This window comes from Pseudoduganella ginsengisoli (assembly GCF_009720865.1).
Lineage (GTDB): Bacteria > Pseudomonadota > Gammaproteobacteria > Burkholderiales > Burkholderiaceae_D > Rugamonas > Rugamonas ginsengisoli.
In genome coordinates, this window is sequence record NZ_WNLA01000017.1 from 89,593 (window position 1) to 109,539 (window position 19,947).

The following is a 19,947-nucleotide window of genomic DNA, read 5'->3' on the forward strand; positions in this document are numbered from 1 at the left end:
CCCATATCCCAACAGGTGCGCCATTGTAATCTACCTTACGCGCAAGTCCAGAAAATCGCTCGCTGCGATGCAGCATTGTGGCGACAGTTGCAACGGCATAAGTGGAATTGATAGGCGCACGCTATCAATCTGAGGCCCTAAAGCGTCGCGTTTGGCGTATATTGGTGTCGCAGGGTCAATAGTTGCAAAATAGAACTTCAAAAAGGATGGCCGTATCATGGAACATGACGTTGTCGATACCCTGATTTCCCCTGAAGGCATGCTGGAAGTGCTGACCAAGGCGGAAGTCGTCAAGTTGCTCGATTCCGGGAAGGGCGGGCTGTATAACATCTTCCGTAATTGCGCCCTCGCGGTGCTTAATTGCGGCAGCACTATCGACGATGGAAAGGAATTGCTGGACCGTTATAAATCATTTGAAATCGATATCAAGCAGCGGGAACGGGGCATCAAGCTGGAAATCCGCGGTGCGCCGTCGATTGCATTCGTCGATGGCAAAATGATTAAAGGCATCCACGAACACTTGTTCTCGGTGCTGCGCGATATCGTGTTTGTGTCCAATGAAGTAACGGATAACCCGAAATTCGATTTGACGCGCACCGATGGCATTACCGACGCGGTTTTTCATATTCTGCGCAATGCCGGTGTGTTGAAGCCGCATTTGAATCCGAATCTGGTGGTGTGCTGGGGCGGCCATTCCATCAACCGCACCGAATATAACTATTCAAAAGAAGTGGGCTATCAGCTGGGCTTGCGCGCACTTGATATCTGCACGGGCTGCGGTCCGGGCGCCATGAAAGGCCCGATGAAAGGGGCCACGATAGGCCACGCAAAGCAGCGCACGCACCAGGGCCGCTACCTGGGCATTTCCGAGCCGGGCATTATTGCGGCCGAATCGCCGAATCCGATCGTCAACAGCCTGGTCATCATGCCGGACATTGAAAAGCGGCTGGAAGCGTTTGTCCGCACAGGCCACGGCATTATCGTGTTCCCCGGCGGCGCGGGTACGGCGGAAGAAATCCTGTATATCCTCGGTATCTTGCTGCACCCGGATAACGCGGGCACGCCATTCCCGCTGATTTTCACGGGTCCGGAATCGTCGCGCGATTACTTTGCCCAGATTAACCGTTTCATCGGCACCACCTTGGGCGAAGAAGCGCAGGCCCGCTACAAGATCATCATCGATGATCCGGAACTGGTCGCGCGTGAAATGCAGGCGGGGATCAAGGAAGTGCGTGAATTCCGCAAGGCGCGCAGTGATGCGTATTACTTCAACTGGGCGTTGAAGATCGACCAGGAATTCCAGCGCCCGTTCGCGCCGACGCATGAAAACATGCGCAACCTGAACTTGCACAAGAACCAGCCGGTGCACATGCTGGCGGCCAACCTGCGCCGCGCATTCTCGGGCGTGGTGGCGGGCAACGTGAAGGAAGACGGTATCCGCGCAATCGAGAAGTATGGCCACTTCGAGCTGCACGGTGAAACGGAAATCATGGGGCCGATGGATGCGCTGCTGGCATCGTTTGTGGCGCAGAGCCGGATGAAGCTGGCGGGCAAGGCGTATACGCCGTGCTATAAGGTGATCCAGTAAAAAAATGGCCCGTCTCGATGACGGGCCATTTTACTTGGGGCGCTTAGTCTTCCTTGCGCAAGTGCGGGAACAGCAGCACGTCGCGGATGTTCGGCGAGTCCGTGATGATCATCATCAGGCGGTCAATGCCGATGCCGCAACCGCCGGCGGGCGGCATGCCGTATTCCAGCGCGCGGATATAGTCGGCGTCGTAGTACATGGCTTCTTCATCGCCCGCATCCTTGGCTTCCACCTGCGCCAGGAAGCGTGCCGACTGGTCTTCCGCATCGTTCAGCTCCGAGAAGCCGTTGGCGATTTCGCGGCCCACCATGAACAGCTCGAAACGCTCGGTGATGCCGGGACGGGTGTCCGACGCACGGGCCAGCGGCGACACTTCGACTGGATAGTCGATGATGTAGGTTGGTTCCCACAGCTGCGCTTCGGCGGTTTCTTCGAACAGCGCCAGTTGCAGCGCGCCCAGGCCCGAGTGCGCATGCGGCTTGACGCCGAACTTCAGCAATTCCGCCTTGATGAATTCCGCATCGTTCAGCTGCGCATCGGTGTAGCCCGGTGCGTACTTGTTGATGGCTTGCACGATGGTCAGGCGGTGGAACGGCTTGGCCAGGTCCAGTTCGCGGCCGCCATAGGTCAGCGTCGCGGTGCCGTGCGCATCGATGGCGGCCTGGCGAATCACGGCTTCCGTGAAGTCCATCAGCCATTTGTAGTCGGTGTAGGCCGCGTAGAATTCCATCATCGTGAATTCCGGGTTGTGGCGGATCGACACGCCTTCATTGCGGAAGTTGCGGTTGATTTCAAATACGCGGTCAAAGCCGCCCACCACCAGGCGCTTCAGGTACAGCTCAGGCGCGATACGCAGGAACATTTGCATGTCCAGCGCGTTGTGGTGCGTGATGAATGGCTTGGCTGCCGCGCCGCCCGGGATCGGGTGCAGCATCGGCGTTTCCACTTCCATGAAATCGTTCTTTTCCATAAAGCGGCGGATGGAAGACATCGCGGCGGTACGGGCCTTGAACGTGCGGCGGGTTTCTTCGCTGGTGATCAAATCCACGTAGCGCTGGCGGTACTTGGTTTCCTGGTCTGCCAGGCCGTGGAATTTGTCCGGCAGCGGGCGCAGCGACTTGGTGATCAGGCGCAGTTCCGTGACTTTGATGGTCAGTTCATCGGTCTTGGTCTTGAACAGCGTGCCTTTCACGCCCAGGATATCGCCCAGGTCATAGGTGCGCAGGTTGGCCATGGCTTCTTCGCCGGTGGCGTCCAGCGTGGCGTAAATCTGGATGCGGCCGTCGCAGCGCGGGCCCGACGCGTCCTGCAACGTAGCGAAAGCGGCCTTCTTGCCGGCTTCGCGTTTGAGCATCATGCGGCCGGCCAGCACCACTTCCACTGGATTGGCTTCCAGTTCTTCGCGGGTTTTATCGCCATATTGCGCGGCCAGGTCGGCAGCCTTGTGTTCAGGTTTGAAGTCGTTCGGGAAAGCCACGCCTTTTTCGCGGATGGCAGCCAGCTTGGCGCGGCGCTCGGCGATGATCTTGTTTTCTTCCTGTGCGACAGGAACGTTGTTATCTTGCTGATCCAGGTTTTCCGTAGTCATTATGGGGTCCAAATAGTTTTAATTCGTTTGCACGCCGCCGGCACATTCTGCGGCGAACAGCGCGGCGATATCGAGTTCGCTGAAATCGCGGGCAATGGCAATCACGTTATCGAATTCCGCAAACGCGGAAGCCGGCAAGGTGGTGGTCAGGACCACCGCGCGCATGCCGGCGCGGCGGGCTGCTTCCACGCCCAGCGGCGCATCTTCAAAGACAATCGCGTTGGCTGGCGCCACGCCGCAGCGCTCGGCCGCCAGCAGGAACACGTCAGGATTCGGCTTGCCGCGCGCTACATCCGCAGCGCCCACCACGGCATTGAAATGCTTGCGCAAATCCAGGCCGTCGAGCGTGAACGTGATGTTGTCGTTCGGCGCCGCCGTCGCCACGGCCAGCGCCACATCCTGCTGCCTGGCTTTGGCTATCAATTCCATGAAACCTTCGACGGTTTTCAAGTGCGGCGCGTACAGTTCGCGGTACAGCGCTTCCTTTTCATCGTCCAGTTCACGCGACGTTTCCTTGGTAAATGGCTTGCCAAAGTACGTGCTCATGATTTCATGGCTCTGGCGGCCGGCCGTATCGCGGAAAAATGCGTCGGCGTCGAGCACGATGTCGCGGCGGGCAAAGAATTCCAGCCAGGACTTCATGTGGAAGTCCATGTTGTCGACAATGGTGCCATCCATGTCAAAGATAAATGCGCGGCGGGCCATCGTTTAAACGCCTTGCTTCAGCGAAGCGGAAATGAAGTCGTCCAGGTCGCCGTCCAGCACGTTTTTCGTGTTGCCGGTTTCGAAACCAGTACGCAAGTCCTTGATGCGGGACTGGTCCAGCACGTACGAGCGGATCTGGTGGCCCCAGCCCACGTCGGTCTTGGAATCTTCCAGTTTTTGCTGCTCGCTCATGCGCTTGCGCAGTTCCAGTTCGTACAGCTTGGCCTTCAGCATTTCCATGGCTTCCGCTTTATTGCGGTGCTGCGAGCGGTCGTTCTGGCATTGCACGACAATACCGGTCGGGCCGTGCGTCAGGCGCACCGCGGAATCGGTCTTGTTAATGTGCTGGCCGCCGGCGCCCGATGCGCGGTAGGTATCGATACGCAGGTCGGCCGGGTTGATTTCGATATCGATCGAATCATCGACTTCCGGATACACGAACAGCGACGTGAACGACGTGTGGCGGCCATTGGCCGAATCGAAAGGCGACTTGCGCACCAGGCGGTGCACGCCCGTTTCCGTGCGCAGGAAGCCGTACGCGTGATCGCCTTCCACCTTGATGGTGGCGGTCTTGATGCCCGCAACTTCACCGTCGGATTGTTCCATGACCTCGGCCTTGAAGCCTTTGCGCTCGCAATAGCGCAGGTATTGGCGCAACAGCATCGAGGCCCAGTCCTGGGCTTCGGTGCCGCCGGCGCCGGCCTGGATGTCGATAAAGCAGTTGTTCGGGTCCATCGGATTGTTGAACATCCGGCGGAATTCCATGCCTTCGATGACTTTTTTGGTTTCTTCCGCGTCCAGCGCGATCGATTCCAGCGTGTCGTGATCGCCTTCTTCCTTGGCCATGGCGAACAGGTCAGCCATGTCGCGCAAGTCCTGATCCGCTTTTTCCAGCGTCAGTACGATGGCTTCCAGTGCTTTCTTTTCGCGGCCCAGGTCCTGGGCGCGTTTAGGGTCATTCCAGACGTTCGGGTCTTCCAGTTCCCCGTTGACTTGCTCGAGTTTCTCCGACTTGACAGTAAAGTCAAAGATACCTCCGAAGTTCAGCTTCGCGGGTCGTCAGATCAGCGAGCAGGGCGGAGAGGGCATTGATGCGTTCGGCTTCCATTTATGTCTTCTTCGTTGTGAAATCAAACCTTGGATTATACCCCAAGCCGGGCTCTTCCCGGGAGTGAACAGGCATGATTCGGGCATGTTTTCGCTTGAACAGCGCTTACTTTAAACTGCGCTTGGGCGTATCATCCCGCACACCTTTTTGCCAAGTGGACAAAACCATGCGCGTTGCCCCGATTTTCATGCTCCTGCTGGGAGGTTGTGCCGTGCTGCCGCAAGGCGTGCCGGATGGTTCCCGCGCCACGCTGGCGCTGCTGGAAACGTCGGACTTGCACGCCGCGGTGCTGGGTTATGACTATTACAAGCTGGCTGCCGATCCCACCTATGGCCTGGAGCGTACTGCCACCTTGATTGCGCAGGCGCGGTCGGAATTTCCCGATAACCTGCTGATCGATAACGGCGACACCCTGCAAGGCAATGCGCTGGCCGATTACCAGGCGGGCGCCGGCGTGCTGCCGTGCAGCGAGCCGCTGGCCATACACAAGGCCATGAATGCGCTGCACTTCGATGCAGGCACGGTGGGCAACCATGACTTCGATTATGGCTTGCCTTTCCTGATGCGCGCGGCAGGGCAGGGCTGCGCGGGCGCCGCCTTCCCGCTGGTGCTGGCCAACGTCCACAGCCGCAGCACGGGCAAGCCGCTGTTCCGGCCATATATCATCGCCGATAAACGGGTCCATGCCACCGGCCCGGACGGCCGCGAAGTGCCGGCAACCGTCAAAGTTGGCATCGTGGGATTGACGACGCCCGTGATCAACCAGTGGAACCGCAAAGCGCTGGATGGGCAGGCCGTGGCCGAGGGCATCGTTGAAACTGCCCGCAAAGTCATTCCGCAAATGCGTGCGGAGGGCGCCGACATTATCGTGGCCGTGTCGCATGGCGGCCTCGATGACGCGGCATACAGTCCGGAGATGGAAAACGGCAGCTGGCACCTGGCGCAAGTGCCGGGCATCGACGCCATGCTGACCGGGCATGCGCACCAGGTATTCCCCAATGCGTCGGGGACCGCGCCGGCGTACCGCCTGCCGGGCGTGGACAGGGTCAAAGGCACGGTATTTGGCGTGCCGGCCGTTATGGCCGGCCAGTGGGGCAAGCAACTGGGCGTCATCGGGCTGGCGCTGAAGCGCGAGCAGGGGCGCTGGGTGGTGGACCGCGGCCGCACGGTGGCGCAGGTGCGCAGCGTGACGGCGCAGACCGCACCGGACCCGGCGATTGCCGCGCTCGTGCGTAACGAACATGCGGCAGCCATGCGCTACGTGCAGGCGCCGCTGGGGCGTACGGATTACCGCATGGCGACGTACTTTGCCGATATTGGCGACGTCAGCGCCATTGAGCCCGTCAACCAGGCGCAGACGGCTTTTCTGGCCGCGCATGTGAAAACCAATCTGCCGCAGTATGCCGGGCTGCCTGTATTGTCGATGTCCGCGCCATTTAAAAGCGGGATGGCGGGGCCGGGCGACTATACGGATGTGAAAGCAGGAAGCCTCGCGCTGAATAATGCGGCGGACCTGTACCTGTACCCGAATGCGCTGCACGGCGTGAAAATCACGGGCAGCCAGTTGAGGGCGTGGCTGGAAAAAGCCGCGGAGCGGTTCAATACCATTGATCCGGCCCGCAAAGATGAGCAGGAACTGGTCAACGAAGCGTTTGCCGGCTACAACTTCGACATGGTGACGGACAGCAGGCTGCAATACCGCATCGACGTCACGCAGCCGCCGGGCCACCGTATCAAAGGGCTGGCTTACCAGGGCCGGCTGGTGGCGGACGAGATGCCATTCATCGTTGCCACCAACAGCTACCGCGCCAGCGGCGGCGGCAATTTCCCTGGGCTCGATGGCAGCAAGACCATTTTCGCGTCACCCGACGCCAGCCGCGACGTGCTGATTGCCTACATCCGCCACGCGCAGGCGCTGAACCGTGCCGCCAATGGCAGCGCGCGCAGCTGGCGCTTCCAGCCGGTGCACGCCAGCGGGCCGGTGGTGATCCATTCGGCGCCGGGCATGCTGCAGGTGGCCCGTGATGCGGGCCTCGGCAATGTGCGGGAATTGCGGCCTGACGATGGCAAGGGCTATGCCGTCTATGCGGTAGACTTGGCCGTGGATTAAAGTGGTCTATATTTGGTATTAATTTTCTGGATGTGGCGGTGGCAGATCGGTGCTAAAATCCGGGCTCCTCAGAATTTGGCCACCCCGATGACCTTACGCCACCTTGCCATTGCCGTGCTGGGCGCAGCCTGCGCCAGCCAGGCGCCCGCCGCCGTACTGAACAGCATTGACTTCGGTGTGGCGTCCGGCTACAGCGCTTTTATTTACGGCAATGCCAGCAAGGTGACCGATATCGAGGGCCGGGTGGCGGTCGGCGGCAATTTGCAGGCCGACGCATACTCGTTTGGCTACCGTACGCCCTATGGCAACACCGGTCCCAGCGTGGTCGTGGGCGGCAATCTTCAATTGGGCCATGGCGCAATTTATAACGGCCCCGCCGCCAAGGTGGACACGAATGCCAGCATCGGACCCGTCACGGAATATACGAAGCAGGCAGGATACGCCGTGTATGCGGGCGCCAACCAGTCCACGGTGACGTACCTGGATTTGCGCCAGGGTTCGACGGGCATTGATTTCAGCGCGGTAAAAAGCAGGATGCTGGACTTGAGTTCGTCGCTGGCGGCACTGGCCGCGAACGGGACCGTGACGCAGCAGGGTGAAAATACGCTGCTGAAGGGCGATGGCAAGTCGGATTTGCAGATTTTTAACTTGAATTCTGCGCAAGTAAAGAATCTGCAATTAACGGACGTGAAACCGGGGGCGCATGTCGTCATCAACGTGCTCAGTGGCGGGGCCGTGGAATTCTCGGGCGGGCAGAGCGGACTGGAAGCGCTGCGTGACCGGGTGTTGTTCAATGTGCTCAATGCCACGGCTGTCGACGTCAATACCTTCAGCTGGGGTTCGGTGCTGGCCAACAAGGCCGACGTCAAGGGCACGGGTCACCTGGAAGGCAATGTGATTGCCAGTTCGCTGTCCTCGGCGCTGGAAATCGGCTATGAAAGTTTCGCAGTGTACGAATTCCCGAACCAGCAGGGCGGCCAGGCGCCCGAACCGCCGGCGATTGCGCTGCTGGCGGCTGGCGCAGGCTTGATGGCTTGGCTGGCGCGCCGCAGGCGCAAGGCCAGGTAGAGGCAGCCAGGGCTGCGCAAGGAAGCGCAGCTTTATTAATCATCTATTTGCAATTAACGAACAGTGGATTGCGAGCCTGCCAGCAGGCGCCGCTTGCGGCGCGAGGGCTGGCAAAGTGCAGGCGGCAGTTTTTCCCAGGCTGCGGCGCGGACAGGGGGCTCGGCCACCCCGCCTGCCTGATCAGTGGCGTGCGCCTTTTTGCTGCTGCACCAGGATGAAGGGGCTGACCACGCTGGCCCACAGGACAGCGTCGGTTTCCGTCCAGCGGCGCGCCTGTTCATCGGATACTTTGGCCACCTGGCCGGCTGCCATCCACGCTGTCACGCTGGTTTTATCGTCATGCGCAATGCGCACCGCCACGTCAATCAGGTCGAGTTCATCGGCGACCCAGATCACGGTGCCGGACGCGAAGTGTTTGATCAGTTCAGACCATGCCACACGCGCAGTTTCGCGGTTGACCTTGGTGTGAAGTTCGATGTCTTTTTCAGGTTTCATTTGCATGGGCGACATGATACCCGATCCTGCCGCCGCAGAGCCACTTGCCGGGTGCATGGCGCCGCGCGTAGTATGGCGTTTCCTGTAACTCATCAAATGGAGACGCAATGCGCTATTCCCTCGTTGCCGCTGGCGCTGCACTGGCTGTTGCCCTGACCGGCGTACAAGCGGCGCCGGCCAATGCCGAGTTAAAGCAACAGGTGGCCGATACGGAGCGCGCCTTTGCCGCCACCATGCAAGCGCGCGACCTGGCCGCGTTCACGTCATTCCTGTCGGAAGAGACCATTTTCTATTCCGGGCCCGTGCCGTTGCGCGGCCCGGCCCAGGTGACGCAATTCTGGAAGAAATTCTACGACGGCAAGGATGCGCCATTTTCATGGGAGCCCGATCAGGTAGAAGTGATTGATTCCGGCGTATTGGCTCACTCATCGGGCCCGGTGTACGATCCCAAGGGCAAATTGATTGGCCGTTTCAATTCCGTATGGCGCCAGGAAGCGCCGGGCAAGTGGCGCATTGTGTTCGATAAGGGACAGGAAGTCTGCGACTGTAAAAAGTAGTGCGTGCGGGTCCGCACAGAAAACAAGCGGACGCGAGTGCACCATGGCTGCATCAACAGGAGGAGGCAGCCATGGACCGTTATACCGCCACCCGTCTCGTGTTGCGCATTTGCGTACTGGCATTTTCGATCGGCCCGGCAGCGGGCCAGGTACAAGTAGGGGAATTGATGGTCACGCCTGAAGCGGATGGCGTGACCGTTACGCTGGCCCGGGACCAGCCCGAGCCTGCGCTGGCGATGCTGGAGAGTCCCGCGCCGCAGCCATACCGGCCTGCCATTACCCGCATCAGGCTGAACGATGGCGAATTGCCGGGCGCCGCGATGATGCAGCCCAGCACCAGGCCGTTGCCGCCCATGCCGGCGCCCCGTACGCATGAAATGGAACGCGACGTACTGACGTTAAAAGCCGCCCACGCAGCCATGCTGCTGGACGACCAGCAGCACATGCGCAGCAAGCTGGCATCGCTGCGCTGAGTTTCAGCCCTGAGATTCAGCGCTGACCCGCAGCCTTTAGGTATTCTTCAGGTCGCCGTGCTTTAATAGCGGCGATGAAGATACTGCTGATTGAAGACGACCTGGACCTGGGCAATGGCGTACGCATTGCGCTGGCGAACCAGGGCATGGATGCGGTCTGGGTGCGTACGCTTGATGATGCCCGCCGCCACCTCGAGACAGGCGGCTGCGATCTGGTGCTGCTGGACCTTGGCCTGCCCGATGGCGATGGCCTGACACTGCTGTCTTACATACGCCGTGTGCGGCAGGGTATGCCGGTGCTGATCCTGTCAGCGCGCGATGCGCTCAGCGACCGCCTGCGCGGCCTCGACAGCGGCGCCGATGACTACCTCGTCAAACCATTCGAACTGGCGGAATTGCTGTCCCGCGTGCGGGCGCTGGCGCGGCGCAGCTTTGGTTTCGATGGCGAAGCGCTGGCGGTCCGTGGCCTGGCGCTGCATGCGCCCACGCGGCGCGTGTCCGTGCAGGGAGCGGCGGTGGAGCTGACGGCCAGCGAATATGAATTGCTCAAAATGCTGATGATGCGGGCGGGCCGCGTGGTGACGCGGCGCAGCCTGGAAGAGCAGGCGCTGCCTGGCTCGCAGTCGGGCAGCAATACGCTGGACGTGCACATGGCGAATTTGCGCCGCAAGATAGGCGATGGCTACGTGCGTACCGTGCGCGGTGTCGGCTATGTCATAGACCAGCCGGGGAGCGAATGATGCAGGCTGCAGTCCAGGCGCCCCACGCATCCTGGCTGTCGCTCGCGTGGCGCGCGCTGACGGAGCCCAGTCTCGTGCGCCGCCTGCTGGTTGCGCAAATGGGTTTGCTGGCATTGCTGTGGACCGGCGTCTTTATTTATGCGGCCACGGAAAATGGCACCGATACGCCGGTTTTAAAAGAAACCAGCGTGTACCACGCGATTGCCACGGTCGCCGACCATTTGGCGGACTCCCCGGCGCGCCAGTATCACAGCCTGGCGGCGCTGGACCGGGCCATACACCAGCGTTATGCGGAAGCGGAAGGCGTATCGGAACTGGCGCCTGGTTTGCTGGTATTGCAGCGCAGCGCCGTGGTTTACCGTTCTCCGCATTTGCCGCAGGGCGCTGAAGCGGAAAGCTTCGTTGCCAATGCCGCCAGCGACGCCGTGCGCGACTATGATGACGGGCGCCTGAAGTGGCGTGTGCGGGTGGTGGCCGACGTCACGGGCGCCCGCGTCGCCATGTTTGTGCCGCGCGGCGGCTGGCATATGTTTATCACGCTGGCGTCGCATGGCTATTACCTGGCGCCGATGGTGATTTCCCTGCCATTCCTGCTGTTGCCTGCGTGGCTGTCGATCCGCCTTGCGCTGCGGCCGTGGCGGCAAGTGGCGCAGGAAGTCGCGTCGCGCGGACCGCAAGACCTGGCGCCATTGTCTTACCGTGGCCAGCACCAGGAATTGGCCGCCATGGTTGACAGTATCGACGCGCTGATGGCGCGGGTAGCGGAAGCCAGCGCCCGCGAGCGCAGCTTTATTGCCGATGCGGCCCACGAATTGCGCACGCCGCTGGCAGCCATGCGCGTCAACGTGGAAGCGCTGCACGGACAGACGTGGGAATGGCGCCAGCGCGAACTGCTGGAAGGGATTATCAGCAGCGGCAACCGGGCGGCGCGTCTGGTGTCGCAATTGCTGGTGCTGATGCGCAGCGATGCTGCGGCCAGCCGGATCGATGCCGGTGCGCGGGTGCAGCTCGATGAGCTGCTGCAAGACCGGCTGGCCGTGCTATCCGGGCTGGCCGCGTCGCGTGGTGTGGAGCTGGAGTTGCAGGCGGCAGCCGGCGTGGCCATCGATGGCTGGCGCGAAAGCCTTGTATCGCTGGCGGACAACCTGGTCGACAACGCCATCAAATACAGCCCGCATGGCGGCGTCGTGCGGGTGGGGTTATGGCATGTGCAAGGCTGGGCCGTACTGTCGGTGGAAGACCAGGGGCCGGGCATTGCGCCGGAATTGCGGTCGCGGGTATTTGACCGTTTTTACCGGGCGCCTAAGCAGACGCAGGGCGGCAGCGGCCTGGGCCTGGCCATAGCGCTGGCCGCGGCCCGGCTGCATGGCGGCCGGATTGAATTGCTCGATGGCGAGCAGGGCGGGTTGAAAGTCAACGTGTGGTTGCCTGCCCCGTGACGGGCACGGAGCGATAACGCGGGCAGCAAACTGTCAGCGCTTGATGCGCGAATTGAGCTTGTCGATTTGCCGTGCCAACTCTTCCTGCATCATGGGCGACAAATTCAAAAACTGGCAGCCAATCTGCACCTGTTCACCCAGCAGGAATGAGCGGTAGGTACGGGCCAGCCTGATTTCCAGGTCGGCAATGATGACAGTGTCTTCGCCCAGCTCGATGCGCACCCGGTTTAATTTGCGCCCCACGTGCAAGCCTTGCGCATCGCGCGGCGCGCAGCGCATGCCCACGCCGCCCAGCGAAAAGTCATACAGCTGCAATTCGTGCGGCTTGCCATTCATGACAAACGACGCCGTGAAATACACGCCCAGTGGCGTTTCCAAGCGCGCCGATGAACGGCGGTTCAGCACCAGGCATTTTTCCGGGAATTCCAGCGGAATCAAGTGCGGCTGTTCCGGCTGCGCAGTCCACGCTTCATGCGACAGCTTGAATTGCAGTTTGGCGCTGCGCAGCCACGTGACGAACGTGGCTTCGCCCGGCGGGATTTGCATGCCTTCGTTCAGTTCCAGCACGAAATGCGGCAGCTCTGGGTCGACTGACAAGATGCGGCCCAGCAGCACGTCAGTAGTCGATGAGGGATAAATCGTAATGCCGTCGCCGTTTTCCGCCAATATCGTCAGCGAGTCGCCGATATCGTCCGGGTCCGTCATTTCGTGCGGCTTGGCGCCAGCGGCAATCGGCTCCACGGAGTCTTGCGGCCGTGGCGGGCCTTTGCGCATGTCATTAGGAATGGGATCGTTCACAACCTTGGGTCTCGCTTAAGGGTCTCACTTATTGGTCGCGGTATCTCTTTGATAGGGAACGGATTTTCACCCTAGTTTAAACATTAGTCCAGCGTTTCGCTTGCCAAACAGAAAGTAAATATACGTGCCTCGGACAAAGTGTGGTTAAAAGTGTTCGTCAGGCAGCAAATAGCGCCACTTACCCTCGGGTAAGTTGCCCAAACGGACTTTGCCAATACGCACCCGTTTCAAGCCAATCACTTTCAACCCGACCATTTCGCACATACGGCGGATTTGCCGCTTCTTGCCCTCGCGCAAGGTGAAGCTTAATTGGTCGTCATTTTGCCAAACCACTTTGGCAGGCAGCAGGGGCTTTCCATCCATCCACAGCCCATGGTTGAGCTTGCGCAAATCAGCCTCAGGCAGTTTGCCACCTTTCAGGTACTGTACGCGCACCAGATATTCCTTGTCGACGTCCGTGTTTTCGCCAATCAACTTCTTCGCCACACGGCCGTCTTGCGTCAATACCAGCAAGCCGACGGAATCAATGTCCAGGCGCCCGGCAGGGACGAGGCTGCGCAGCTGGGTAGGGTGGAAGCGCTCCGTCGAGCGGTCTTCTTCCCAGCGGTTTTCCGGCTTGATCAGCGCGACCGCCGGCTTGTAGCCATCTTCAGCCTGGCCGCTGACGAAGCCCACTGGCTTGTTGATGAGGATGGTGACGCGTTTCGATTGCTCGGCAGCGGCCTGGCGTTCCACTGTCACGCGCTGGCTCGGGTGCACCTTCGTGCCCAGCTCACTGACGACTTTGCCGTCCACGCGGACCCAGCCTTTGGCGATCCATTCATCCGCTTCGCGGCGCGAGCACAGGCCCAGTTCGGACATGCGTTTGGAGAGACGCAGCATCTCGTCTTTTTTTGATTCTTCTGACATCGTATTTAAATCTTCAGTGCTTCCAGTAATTCGGTTTCAACTTGTAATTGCGTTCGCTGGTTCGACAATGCCGCGCCATCGACCAGGAATACGTCTTCCACGCGCTCGCCCAAGGTCATGACTTTCGCCGTATGCAAGTTGATACGGTATTTGGTCAAGACATTGGCAATCGCATACAGCAGCCCGGTGCGGTCATTGGCGGCAATCGACAGCAGGTAATACTGGCCTTTTTCGTCCGGGCGTAAATCCACGGTCGGCTGGATCGGGAACGTGCGCGACTGGCGCGACAGGCGTCCCTTGACGGGCGACGGCAGCGGCGACTGGTTCGTCAGCAGTTCGCACAATTCGTGTTCGATCAGGCTGATGATGTCGCGGTAACTGTTGGCAAAGCTTTGTTCCGTCACGAGGAACGTGTCGAGCGCATAGCCGTGCCGTGTCGTATGGATCTTCGCGTCGAGAATGGAGAAATTCTTGCGGTCGAAGTATGAGCAAATGCGGGCAAACAAATCCGGCTGGTCTTTGACATAGACGGCGATTTGCAGTCCTTCGCCGATCGGCGCCAGGCGGCATTTCACCACTGGCGTCGCGCTGTTGAATTTCTCGTACAGCGCGCGCGTTTGCCATGCAATGTCGGACGAATCGTGGCGCAGGAAGTACGCCATGTCCAGCTGCTGCCACAGCGCTTCGTGCGCTTGCGGATGCAAGCCATACAGGCGCAAGGTGGCCAGCGCTTCCTGCTGGCGGTTTTTCAATTCGCGGTCAGCCGAGTGGGGTTCGCCGCCCAGCACGCGCAAGGTGACTTTATACAAATCCTCCAGCAGCTTGGCCTTCCACGCATTCCACACTTTCGGGCTGGTGCCGCGGATATCGGCCACCGTCAGCAGATACAGGCCCGTCAAATGGCGCTCATCGCGTACCGTCTTGGCAAACGCCTCGATGACGTCCGGATCGGACATGTCCTGTTTTTGCGCCACGTGCGACATCGTCAAATGCTGCTCGACGAGGAAGCTGACCAGTTCCGTATCTTCCTGCGAAATGCCGTGGTCCTGGCAGAATTGCACGACGTCGGCCACCCCCAGCTTCGAGTGGTCGCCGCCGCGGCCCTTGGCGATATCGTGGAACAGCGCTGCCACATACAGCAGCCAGTGGTTCGGGAAGTTCGCCATCAGCTGGCTGCAGAACGGGTATTCGTGCGCGTGTTCCGTCATCGTGAAGCGGCGCATGTTCCGCACCACCATCAGGATGTGCTGGTCCACCGTGTACACGTGGAACAGGTCATGCTGCATCTGGCCCACGATCTTGCGGAAGTTAGGCAGGTAGCGGCCCAGGATCGACATTTCATTCATGCGGCGCAGCGCATGCAGCATGCCGACCGGCGCCTGCAGGATGCGCAGGAAGTACGCGCGGTTTACGGGATCGCGGCGGAAAGCCGAATCAATCTTGAAGCGTTCGTGCCACAGCGCGCGCTGCGTGCGGGCCGTCATGCCTTTCAATTCCGGGCGTTCCGTCATGCGCAGGAAGATTTCCAGCATGCTTGAGGGCGTACGCTCGAACGTGTCGTCGGCAACGATGTCGATAAAACCATTGACTTCGTTGAAGCGCTCATTGATCGGAACCGGTGCGCCTTCCTGCGGGAACAGTTGCGCTTCAATGTTTTGCAGCAAAATCGTGTTCAATTGCGTCACGGTTTTCGCGGCCCAGTAGTAGCGCTGCATCAAGTGCTCGCTGGCGCGGCGCACGTGGTTGCCGCTGCCGGTCGCGTGCAAGCCGACGGATTCCGCAATGGCGGTCTGCACGTCGAACACGAGGCGGTCTTCGCGGCGGCCCGCATGCAAGTGCAGCCGTACGCGGATATCCTTGAAGGCGCGCTCTTTTTCCATCAATTGCTTCGCTTCCGTCGGCGTGATCAAGCCATTGGTCGCCAGGGTGCGCCATGAATTGGCCAGGCCCGCGGCTTTGACCAGCCACAGGATCACGTGCAAGTCGCGCAAGCCGCCCGGGCTTTCCTTGCAATTGGGTTCCAGCGAAAACGGTGTATCCTCATATTTCGCGTGGCGCTGCTTCATTTCCAGCATTTTCGCGTGGAAGAATGCCTGCGGGTCCATGGCCGCGTCGTAGCGGACGCGCAATTCGTCAAACAGCGCCGGGTTGCCGCACACGAGGCGCGATTCCAGCAGGCTGGTTTGCACGGTGATGTCGGCTTTCGACTCTTCCATGCATTCATCGACGGTGCGGATCGACGAGCCGATTTCCAGGCCCAGGTCCCACAGCAGTTGCACCAGTTCCTCCAGGCGGCTCCGCGTTTCCGCGTCGGGCGCCTGGTGCAGCAAAATCAGCAAATCCACATCGGAGTGGGGGAAGAGTTCACCCCGGCCGAAGCCGCCCACCGCCACCAGTGCGGATTCGGGCGGCAGGGCCGCTTCATTCCATGCAATGACAAGGACTTCATCGACCACCTGCCGCAGCCGCCGCAGCAGCTTTTCCGGCATGCCGTCCTGGCGGAATCCTTCAATAACCATCTGGCGGCCAGTTTTCAGCTGGCCCTTGAGTTGCTCGCGCAACTCTTTCTTCATGGCGGCGTGCGGCATCGGCGGTAACGGAATGATATTTAAGCGGCGCGGGCGGATTGCGTAATAAAGGCAGGCGGAGGCGGCGAGCCGGCCGACAAGGTCAGCACTTCGTAGCCGGTTTCCGTCACCAGTACCGTGTGTTCCCACTGCGCGGACAGGCTGCGGTCCTTGGTTTTGATGGTCCAGCCATCGCCCATTTCGCGGATTTCACGGCGGCCCGCATTGATCATCGGCTCGATCGTGAAAATCATGCCAGGTTTCAGCTCATCGAGCGTGCCTGGGCGGCCATAGTGCAGCACTTGCGGCTCTTCATGGAATACTTTGCCGATGCCGTGGCCGCAGAATTCGCGCACGACGCTGTAGCCGGCTTTTTCCGCATGTTGCTGGATCGCATGGCCGATATCGCCCAGGCGGGCGCCCGGACGCACTTGGGCGATGCCCAGCCACATGCATTCATACGTGGTGTCCGACAGGCGCTTGGCCAGGATCGATGGTTCGCCGATGAAGAACATACGGCTGTTGTCGCCGTGATAACCATCTTTGATGACGGTAATATCAAGATTGACGACATCGCCATTTTTCAGCACCTTGTCGCCCGGAATGCCATGGCAAATCACGTCATTGACGGACGTGCAAATGGCTTTCGGGTAAGGCGTATAGCCGGGCGGGCAATAATTCAGCGGGGCAGGGATGGTGCCTTGTACATTCGTCATGTACTCGTGGCACAGACGGTCCAGTTCGCCAGTGGTCACGCCCGCTTTGACGAACGGGGTGATGTAATCCAGGACTTCGGAACCAAGGCGGCCTGCCAGGCGCATGCCGTCGATGTCGGCCTGGGTGTGAATAGTGATGGGCATGTTTTGCTTATTCGCTTATTAAAACGATCAATGTTTACGAATAAGATTATAGCCGACGGCCCATAGCAGAGCGGGCAGAGAGTGAAGGTTGCCGTGAACGCCACTCTGACGTATAATCTCGGGTTGCTTGAATTCGGTTTTGAGCAATGTTGTAAAAACCACTTTTTCTTAAACGCGAATCCGTTCAAAAAGGGTGCCCAATTGGCCAACTTCATGGCTGATGCAAGGGTGGCTGGGCGGATTCCAGACATAACCCTGGAGTTTATAATGTCCGTAACTATGCGTGAAATGCTGGAAGCCGGTGTCCACTTCGGTCACCAGACCCGTTTCTGGAACCCAAAGATGGCTCCGTTCATCTTCGGTCACCGCAACAAGATCCACATCATCAACCTGGAAAAAACCATGGGCATGTACCAGGAGGCGATGAAGCACGTTCGCCAACTGGCCTCGAACCGTGGCACCATCCTGATGGTGGGCACCAAGCGTCAAGCACGCGACATCATCGCCGCTGAAGCGCAGCGCGCAGGCGTTCCTTACGTTGACCAGCGCTGGCTGGGCGGCATGCTGACCAACTTCAAAACGATCAAGACCTCGATCAAGCGCCTGAAAGACATGGAAGCTGCCATCGAAGACGGTTCCGTTGAGAAGCTGTCGAAAAAAGAAGCGCTGATGTTCACCCGCGAAATGGCCAAGCTGCAGAAATCCATCGGCGGCATCAAGGACATGGGCGGCGTACCTGACGCGATCTTCGTGGTCGACGTTGGCTACCACAAAGGCGCGATCACCGAAGCCGCTAAGCTGGGCATCCCAGTGATCGGCGTGGTCGACACCAACCACTCCCCAGAAGGCGTAACCTACGTCATTCCAGGCAACGACGACTCCTCGAAAGCGATCACGCTGTACGCTCGCGGTGTTGCCGATGCAATCCTCGAAGGCCGTGCCAACTCGACCGCCGAAGTTCTGGAAACGATCAAGTCCGCGTCCAGCGACGAGTTCGTCGAAGTCAGCGAACAGGCTTAATTAATCATTTTAGTCGCAAGACTGAAATATTGATTCAGTAAAATCAGCAGTTTAAAAGGGGTGGCTTCAGCTCCCCCTTTTTTTTAACGACAGCGTATGGCGTGGCGCTGGAAGCAAGTGAGTTTCCGCAGCCCCATACCCCCTCACAGAATTACAGGAGAAATACATGGCAGCGATTACTGCAGCGATGGTTGGTGAACTGCGTGCGAAAACCGACGCACCAATGATGGAATGCAAAAAAGCCCTGACCGAAGCAGACGGCGACATGAACAAAGCAGAAGAAATTCTGCGTGTAAAACTGGGCGGCAAAGCTGCCAAGGCATCGGCACGTATCACCGCTGAAGGCGTGGTGGCTGCTTACATCGCCGGCGGCGTTGGCGCCCTGGTGGAAGTGAACTCGGAAACCGACTTCGTTGCGAAAAACGACGAATTCCTGGCGCTGGCTCAAACCGCCGCCAAACTGGCTGCTGAAAAGAACCCGGCTGACGTGGCTGCCCTGCTGGCGCTGCCAACCGAATCCGGCCAGACCCTGGACGAAGTGCGTTCGGCACTGGTTGGTAAAATCGGTGAAAACATGTCGATCCGCCGCTTCCAGCGTTTCGAAACCGCTTCCAAGCTGGCTTCGTACCTGCACGGCACCAAGATCGGCGTGGTGGTTGAATTCGACGCCGCTGACGAGCAAGTGGGTAAAGACGTGGCAATGCACATTGCTGCAATGAAACCAGTGTCGCTGTCCGCTGACCAGGTGCCAAGCGAACTGATCGAAAAAGAGCGTTCGGTTGCCCAGGCTAAAGCTGACGAAGATGCGGCTAAAGCTGCTGCTGAAGGCAAGCCAGCCCAGTCGCCGGAAATCGTTGCCAAGCGTCTGGAAGGTTCGGTACAGAAGTTCCTGAAAGAAGTGTCGCTGCTGAACCAGGCTTTCGTGAAAAACGACAAGCAATCCGTTGAGCAAATGCTGAAAGCCGCCGGCGCCACCGTGAAATCGTTCACGATGTACGTGGTTGGCGAAGGCATTGAAAAGAAAGTCGACGACTTCGCTGCTGAAGTTGCAGCGCAAATGGCCGCCAACAAGGCCTAAGCGTCAAAAAGAAAACGGGCCAAGCGGCCCGTTTTTTTAAGCAAGACCCATCCGTCTCTACCGTGTGGCGGCAGATGGTGCAGTATAGTCTCACCCGAATAAAAACCTACTTAGGAGCCCCAGCTCATGTCAAAACCAGCCTACAAGCGCGTCCTCCTCAAATTGTCCGGCGAAGCCCTGATGGGTGATGATCCTTACGGTATCAACCGCGGCACGATCGAACGTATGGTCGCTGATGTGGCCGAGGTCGCGAAAATGGGCGTGGAACTGGCAGTGGTGATCGGCGGCGGCAATATTTTCCGTGGCGTGGCCCCTGGCGCCCAGGGTATGGACCGCGCGACCGCTGACTACATGGGTATGCTGGCCACCGTGATGAATGCGCTGGCCCTGGCCGACGCGATGCGCCACGTCGGCGTGACGGCCCGCGTGATGTCCGCGATTTCCATTGAACAGGTGGTTGAGCCGTATGTGCGCCCGAAAGCACTGCAATACCTGGAAGAGGGTAAGGTCGTGATTTTCGCCGCCGGCACCGGCAACCCATTCTTCACCACCGATACCGCCGCAGCCCTGCGCGGTTCCGAAGTCAGCGCCGAAGTCGTGCTGAAAGCCACCAAGGTGGACGGCATTTACACGGCCGACCCGAAAAAAGATCCCAACGCGACGCTGTTCTCCACGATCAGCTTCGATGAAGCAATCGCGAAACACTTGCAAGTGATGGATGCCACCGCATTTGCACTGTGCCGCGACCAGAAATTGCCAATCAAAGTGTTTTCCATCACCAAGCCTGGCGCATTGATGCGCGTGATTAACGGCGAAGATGAAGGTACACTGGTTCACGTTTAAT

General features: G+C 59.5%; 18 protein-coding genes. 10 read left to right on the forward strand and 8 right to left on the reverse strand.

The annotated features are described in order from the left end of the window. Positions 1-217: 217 nt before the first annotated feature. Positions 218-1,588 (forward strand): nucleotide 5'-monophosphate nucleosidase PpnN, encoded by a 1,371-nt coding sequence (ppnN, locus tag GM668_RS21810; RefSeq protein ID WP_155441061.1) that lies wholly within the window; start codon positions 218-220, stop codon positions 1,586-1,588. A 43-nt stretch (positions 1,589-1,631) separates the two neighbouring features. Here ppnN and lysS read toward each other — a convergent pair whose 3' ends face one another. From lysS to prfB, 3 genes are all read right to left on the reverse strand, one after another. Next, the gene (gene lysS / locus GM668_RS21815) at positions 1,632-3,176 is read right to left on the reverse strand and encodes a lysine--tRNA ligase (protein WP_155441062.1); all 1,545 of its coding nucleotides are present in this window, start codon (positions 3,174-3,176) and stop codon (positions 1,632-1,634) included. An 18-nt stretch (positions 3,177-3,194) separates the two neighbouring features. Beyond that, positions 3,195-3,881: an HAD family hydrolase gene (locus GM668_RS21820; RefSeq protein WP_155441063.1), complete on the reverse strand. Its 687-nt coding sequence runs from the start codon at positions 3,879-3,881 to the stop codon at positions 3,195-3,197. A gap of 3 nt (positions 3,882-3,884) precedes the next feature. Next, positions 3,885-4,989 (reverse strand): peptide chain release factor 2 gene (gene prfB, locus GM668_RS21825; protein ID WP_155441064.1). Its coding sequence is split into 2 segments (ribosomal slippage): positions 3,885-4,907 and positions 4,909-4,989, totalling 1,104 coding nucleotides; the frame shifts between segments, so codons are not numbered across the junction. 166 nt (positions 4,990-5,155) lie between these two features. Here prfB and GM668_RS21830 point away from each other — a divergent pair. Together GM668_RS21830 and GM668_RS21835 are read left to right on the forward strand one after the other, a co-directional pair. Then, on the forward strand, positions 5,156-7,099 hold the full coding sequence (locus tag GM668_RS21830; RefSeq protein WP_155441065.1) for a bifunctional 2',3'-cyclic-nucleotide 2'-phosphodiesterase/3'-nucleotidase: 1,944 nt from the start codon (positions 5,156-5,158) through the stop codon (positions 7,097-7,099). A gap of 87 nt (positions 7,100-7,186) precedes the next feature. Further along, the gene (locus GM668_RS21835) at positions 7,187-8,167 is read left to right on the forward strand and encodes a choice-of-anchor A family protein (RefSeq protein WP_155441066.1); all 981 of its coding nucleotides are present in this window, start codon (positions 7,187-7,189) and stop codon (positions 8,165-8,167) included. 180 nt (positions 8,168-8,347) lie between these two features. Here the strand turns inward: GM668_RS21835 and GM668_RS21840 are convergent, their stop codons facing one another. Next, on the reverse strand, positions 8,348-8,668 hold the full coding sequence (locus GM668_RS21840) for a DUF2288 domain-containing protein (protein ID WP_155441131.1): 321 nt from the start codon (positions 8,666-8,668) through the stop codon (positions 8,348-8,350). A 101-nt stretch (positions 8,669-8,769) separates the two neighbouring features. On the opposite strand from GM668_RS21840, the gene GM668_RS21845 reads away from it, so the two are divergent. The 4 genes from GM668_RS21845 (at position 8,770) to GM668_RS21860 (ending at position 11,871) form a co-directional block, all read left to right on the forward strand. After that, the gene (locus GM668_RS21845) at positions 8,770-9,219 is read left to right on the forward strand and encodes a YybH family protein (protein ID WP_155441067.1); all 450 of its coding nucleotides are present in this window, start codon (positions 8,770-8,772) and stop codon (positions 9,217-9,219) included. 71 nt (positions 9,220-9,290) lie between these two features. After that, positions 9,291-9,692, forward strand: a complete 402-nt coding sequence (locus GM668_RS21850) for a hypothetical protein (protein WP_155441068.1) — start codon at positions 9,291-9,293, stop codon at positions 9,690-9,692. A 74-nt stretch (positions 9,693-9,766) separates the two neighbouring features. Continuing rightward, positions 9,767-10,432 (forward strand): response regulator, encoded by a 666-nt coding sequence (locus GM668_RS21855; RefSeq protein WP_155441069.1) that lies wholly within the window; start codon positions 9,767-9,769, stop codon positions 10,430-10,432. Then, positions 10,429-11,871: an ATP-binding protein gene (locus GM668_RS21860; protein WP_155441070.1), complete on the forward strand. Its 1,443-nt coding sequence runs from the start codon at positions 10,429-10,431 to the stop codon at positions 11,869-11,871. The genes GM668_RS21855 and GM668_RS21860 overlap by 4 nt, the downstream gene beginning before the upstream one ends. A 33-nt stretch (positions 11,872-11,904) precedes the next feature. Here the strand turns inward: GM668_RS21860 and GM668_RS21865 are convergent, their stop codons facing one another. From GM668_RS21865 to map, 4 genes are all read right to left on the reverse strand, one after another. Then, a complete protein-coding gene (locus tag GM668_RS21865; RefSeq protein WP_155441132.1) occupies positions 11,905-12,576 on the reverse strand; it encodes a flagellar brake protein in 672 nt (223 codons plus the stop codon). Positions 12,577-12,813: 237 nt separating this feature from the next. Further along, positions 12,814-13,551, reverse strand: a complete 738-nt coding sequence (locus GM668_RS21870; RefSeq protein ID WP_260115602.1) for a pseudouridine synthase — start codon at positions 13,549-13,551, stop codon at positions 12,814-12,816. A gap of 32 nt (positions 13,552-13,583) precedes the next feature. Then, the gene (locus tag GM668_RS21875; protein WP_155441071.1) at positions 13,584-16,151 is read right to left on the reverse strand and encodes a [protein-PII] uridylyltransferase; all 2,568 of its coding nucleotides are present in this window, start codon (positions 16,149-16,151) and stop codon (positions 13,584-13,586) included. A 35-nt stretch (positions 16,152-16,186) separates the two neighbouring features. Further along, the gene (gene map / locus GM668_RS21880; protein WP_155441072.1) at positions 16,187-17,005 is read right to left on the reverse strand and encodes a type I methionyl aminopeptidase; all 819 of its coding nucleotides are present in this window, start codon (positions 17,003-17,005) and stop codon (positions 16,187-16,189) included. A 267-nt stretch (positions 17,006-17,272) separates the two neighbouring features. On the opposite strand from map, the gene rpsB reads away from it, so the two are divergent. The 3 genes from rpsB to pyrH all read left to right on the forward strand — a co-directional run bounded on the left by rpsB (position 17,273) and on the right by pyrH (position 19,946). Then, complete coding sequence (rpsB, locus tag GM668_RS21885; RefSeq protein WP_155441134.1) at positions 17,273-18,025, forward strand: 30S ribosomal protein S2; 753 nt, start codon at positions 17,273-17,275, stop codon at positions 18,023-18,025. Positions 18,026-18,191: 166 nt separating this feature from the next. Beyond that, positions 18,192-19,103, forward strand: coding sequence for a translation elongation factor Ts (tsf, locus tag GM668_RS21890; RefSeq protein ID WP_155441073.1), 912 nt, complete (start codon positions 18,192-18,194; stop codon positions 19,101-19,103). Between the two features lie 126 nt (positions 19,104-19,229). Then, the gene (gene pyrH / locus GM668_RS21895; RefSeq protein WP_155441074.1) at positions 19,230-19,946 is read left to right on the forward strand and encodes a UMP kinase; all 717 of its coding nucleotides are present in this window, start codon (positions 19,230-19,232) and stop codon (positions 19,944-19,946) included. Position 19,947 lies beyond the last annotated feature (1 nt).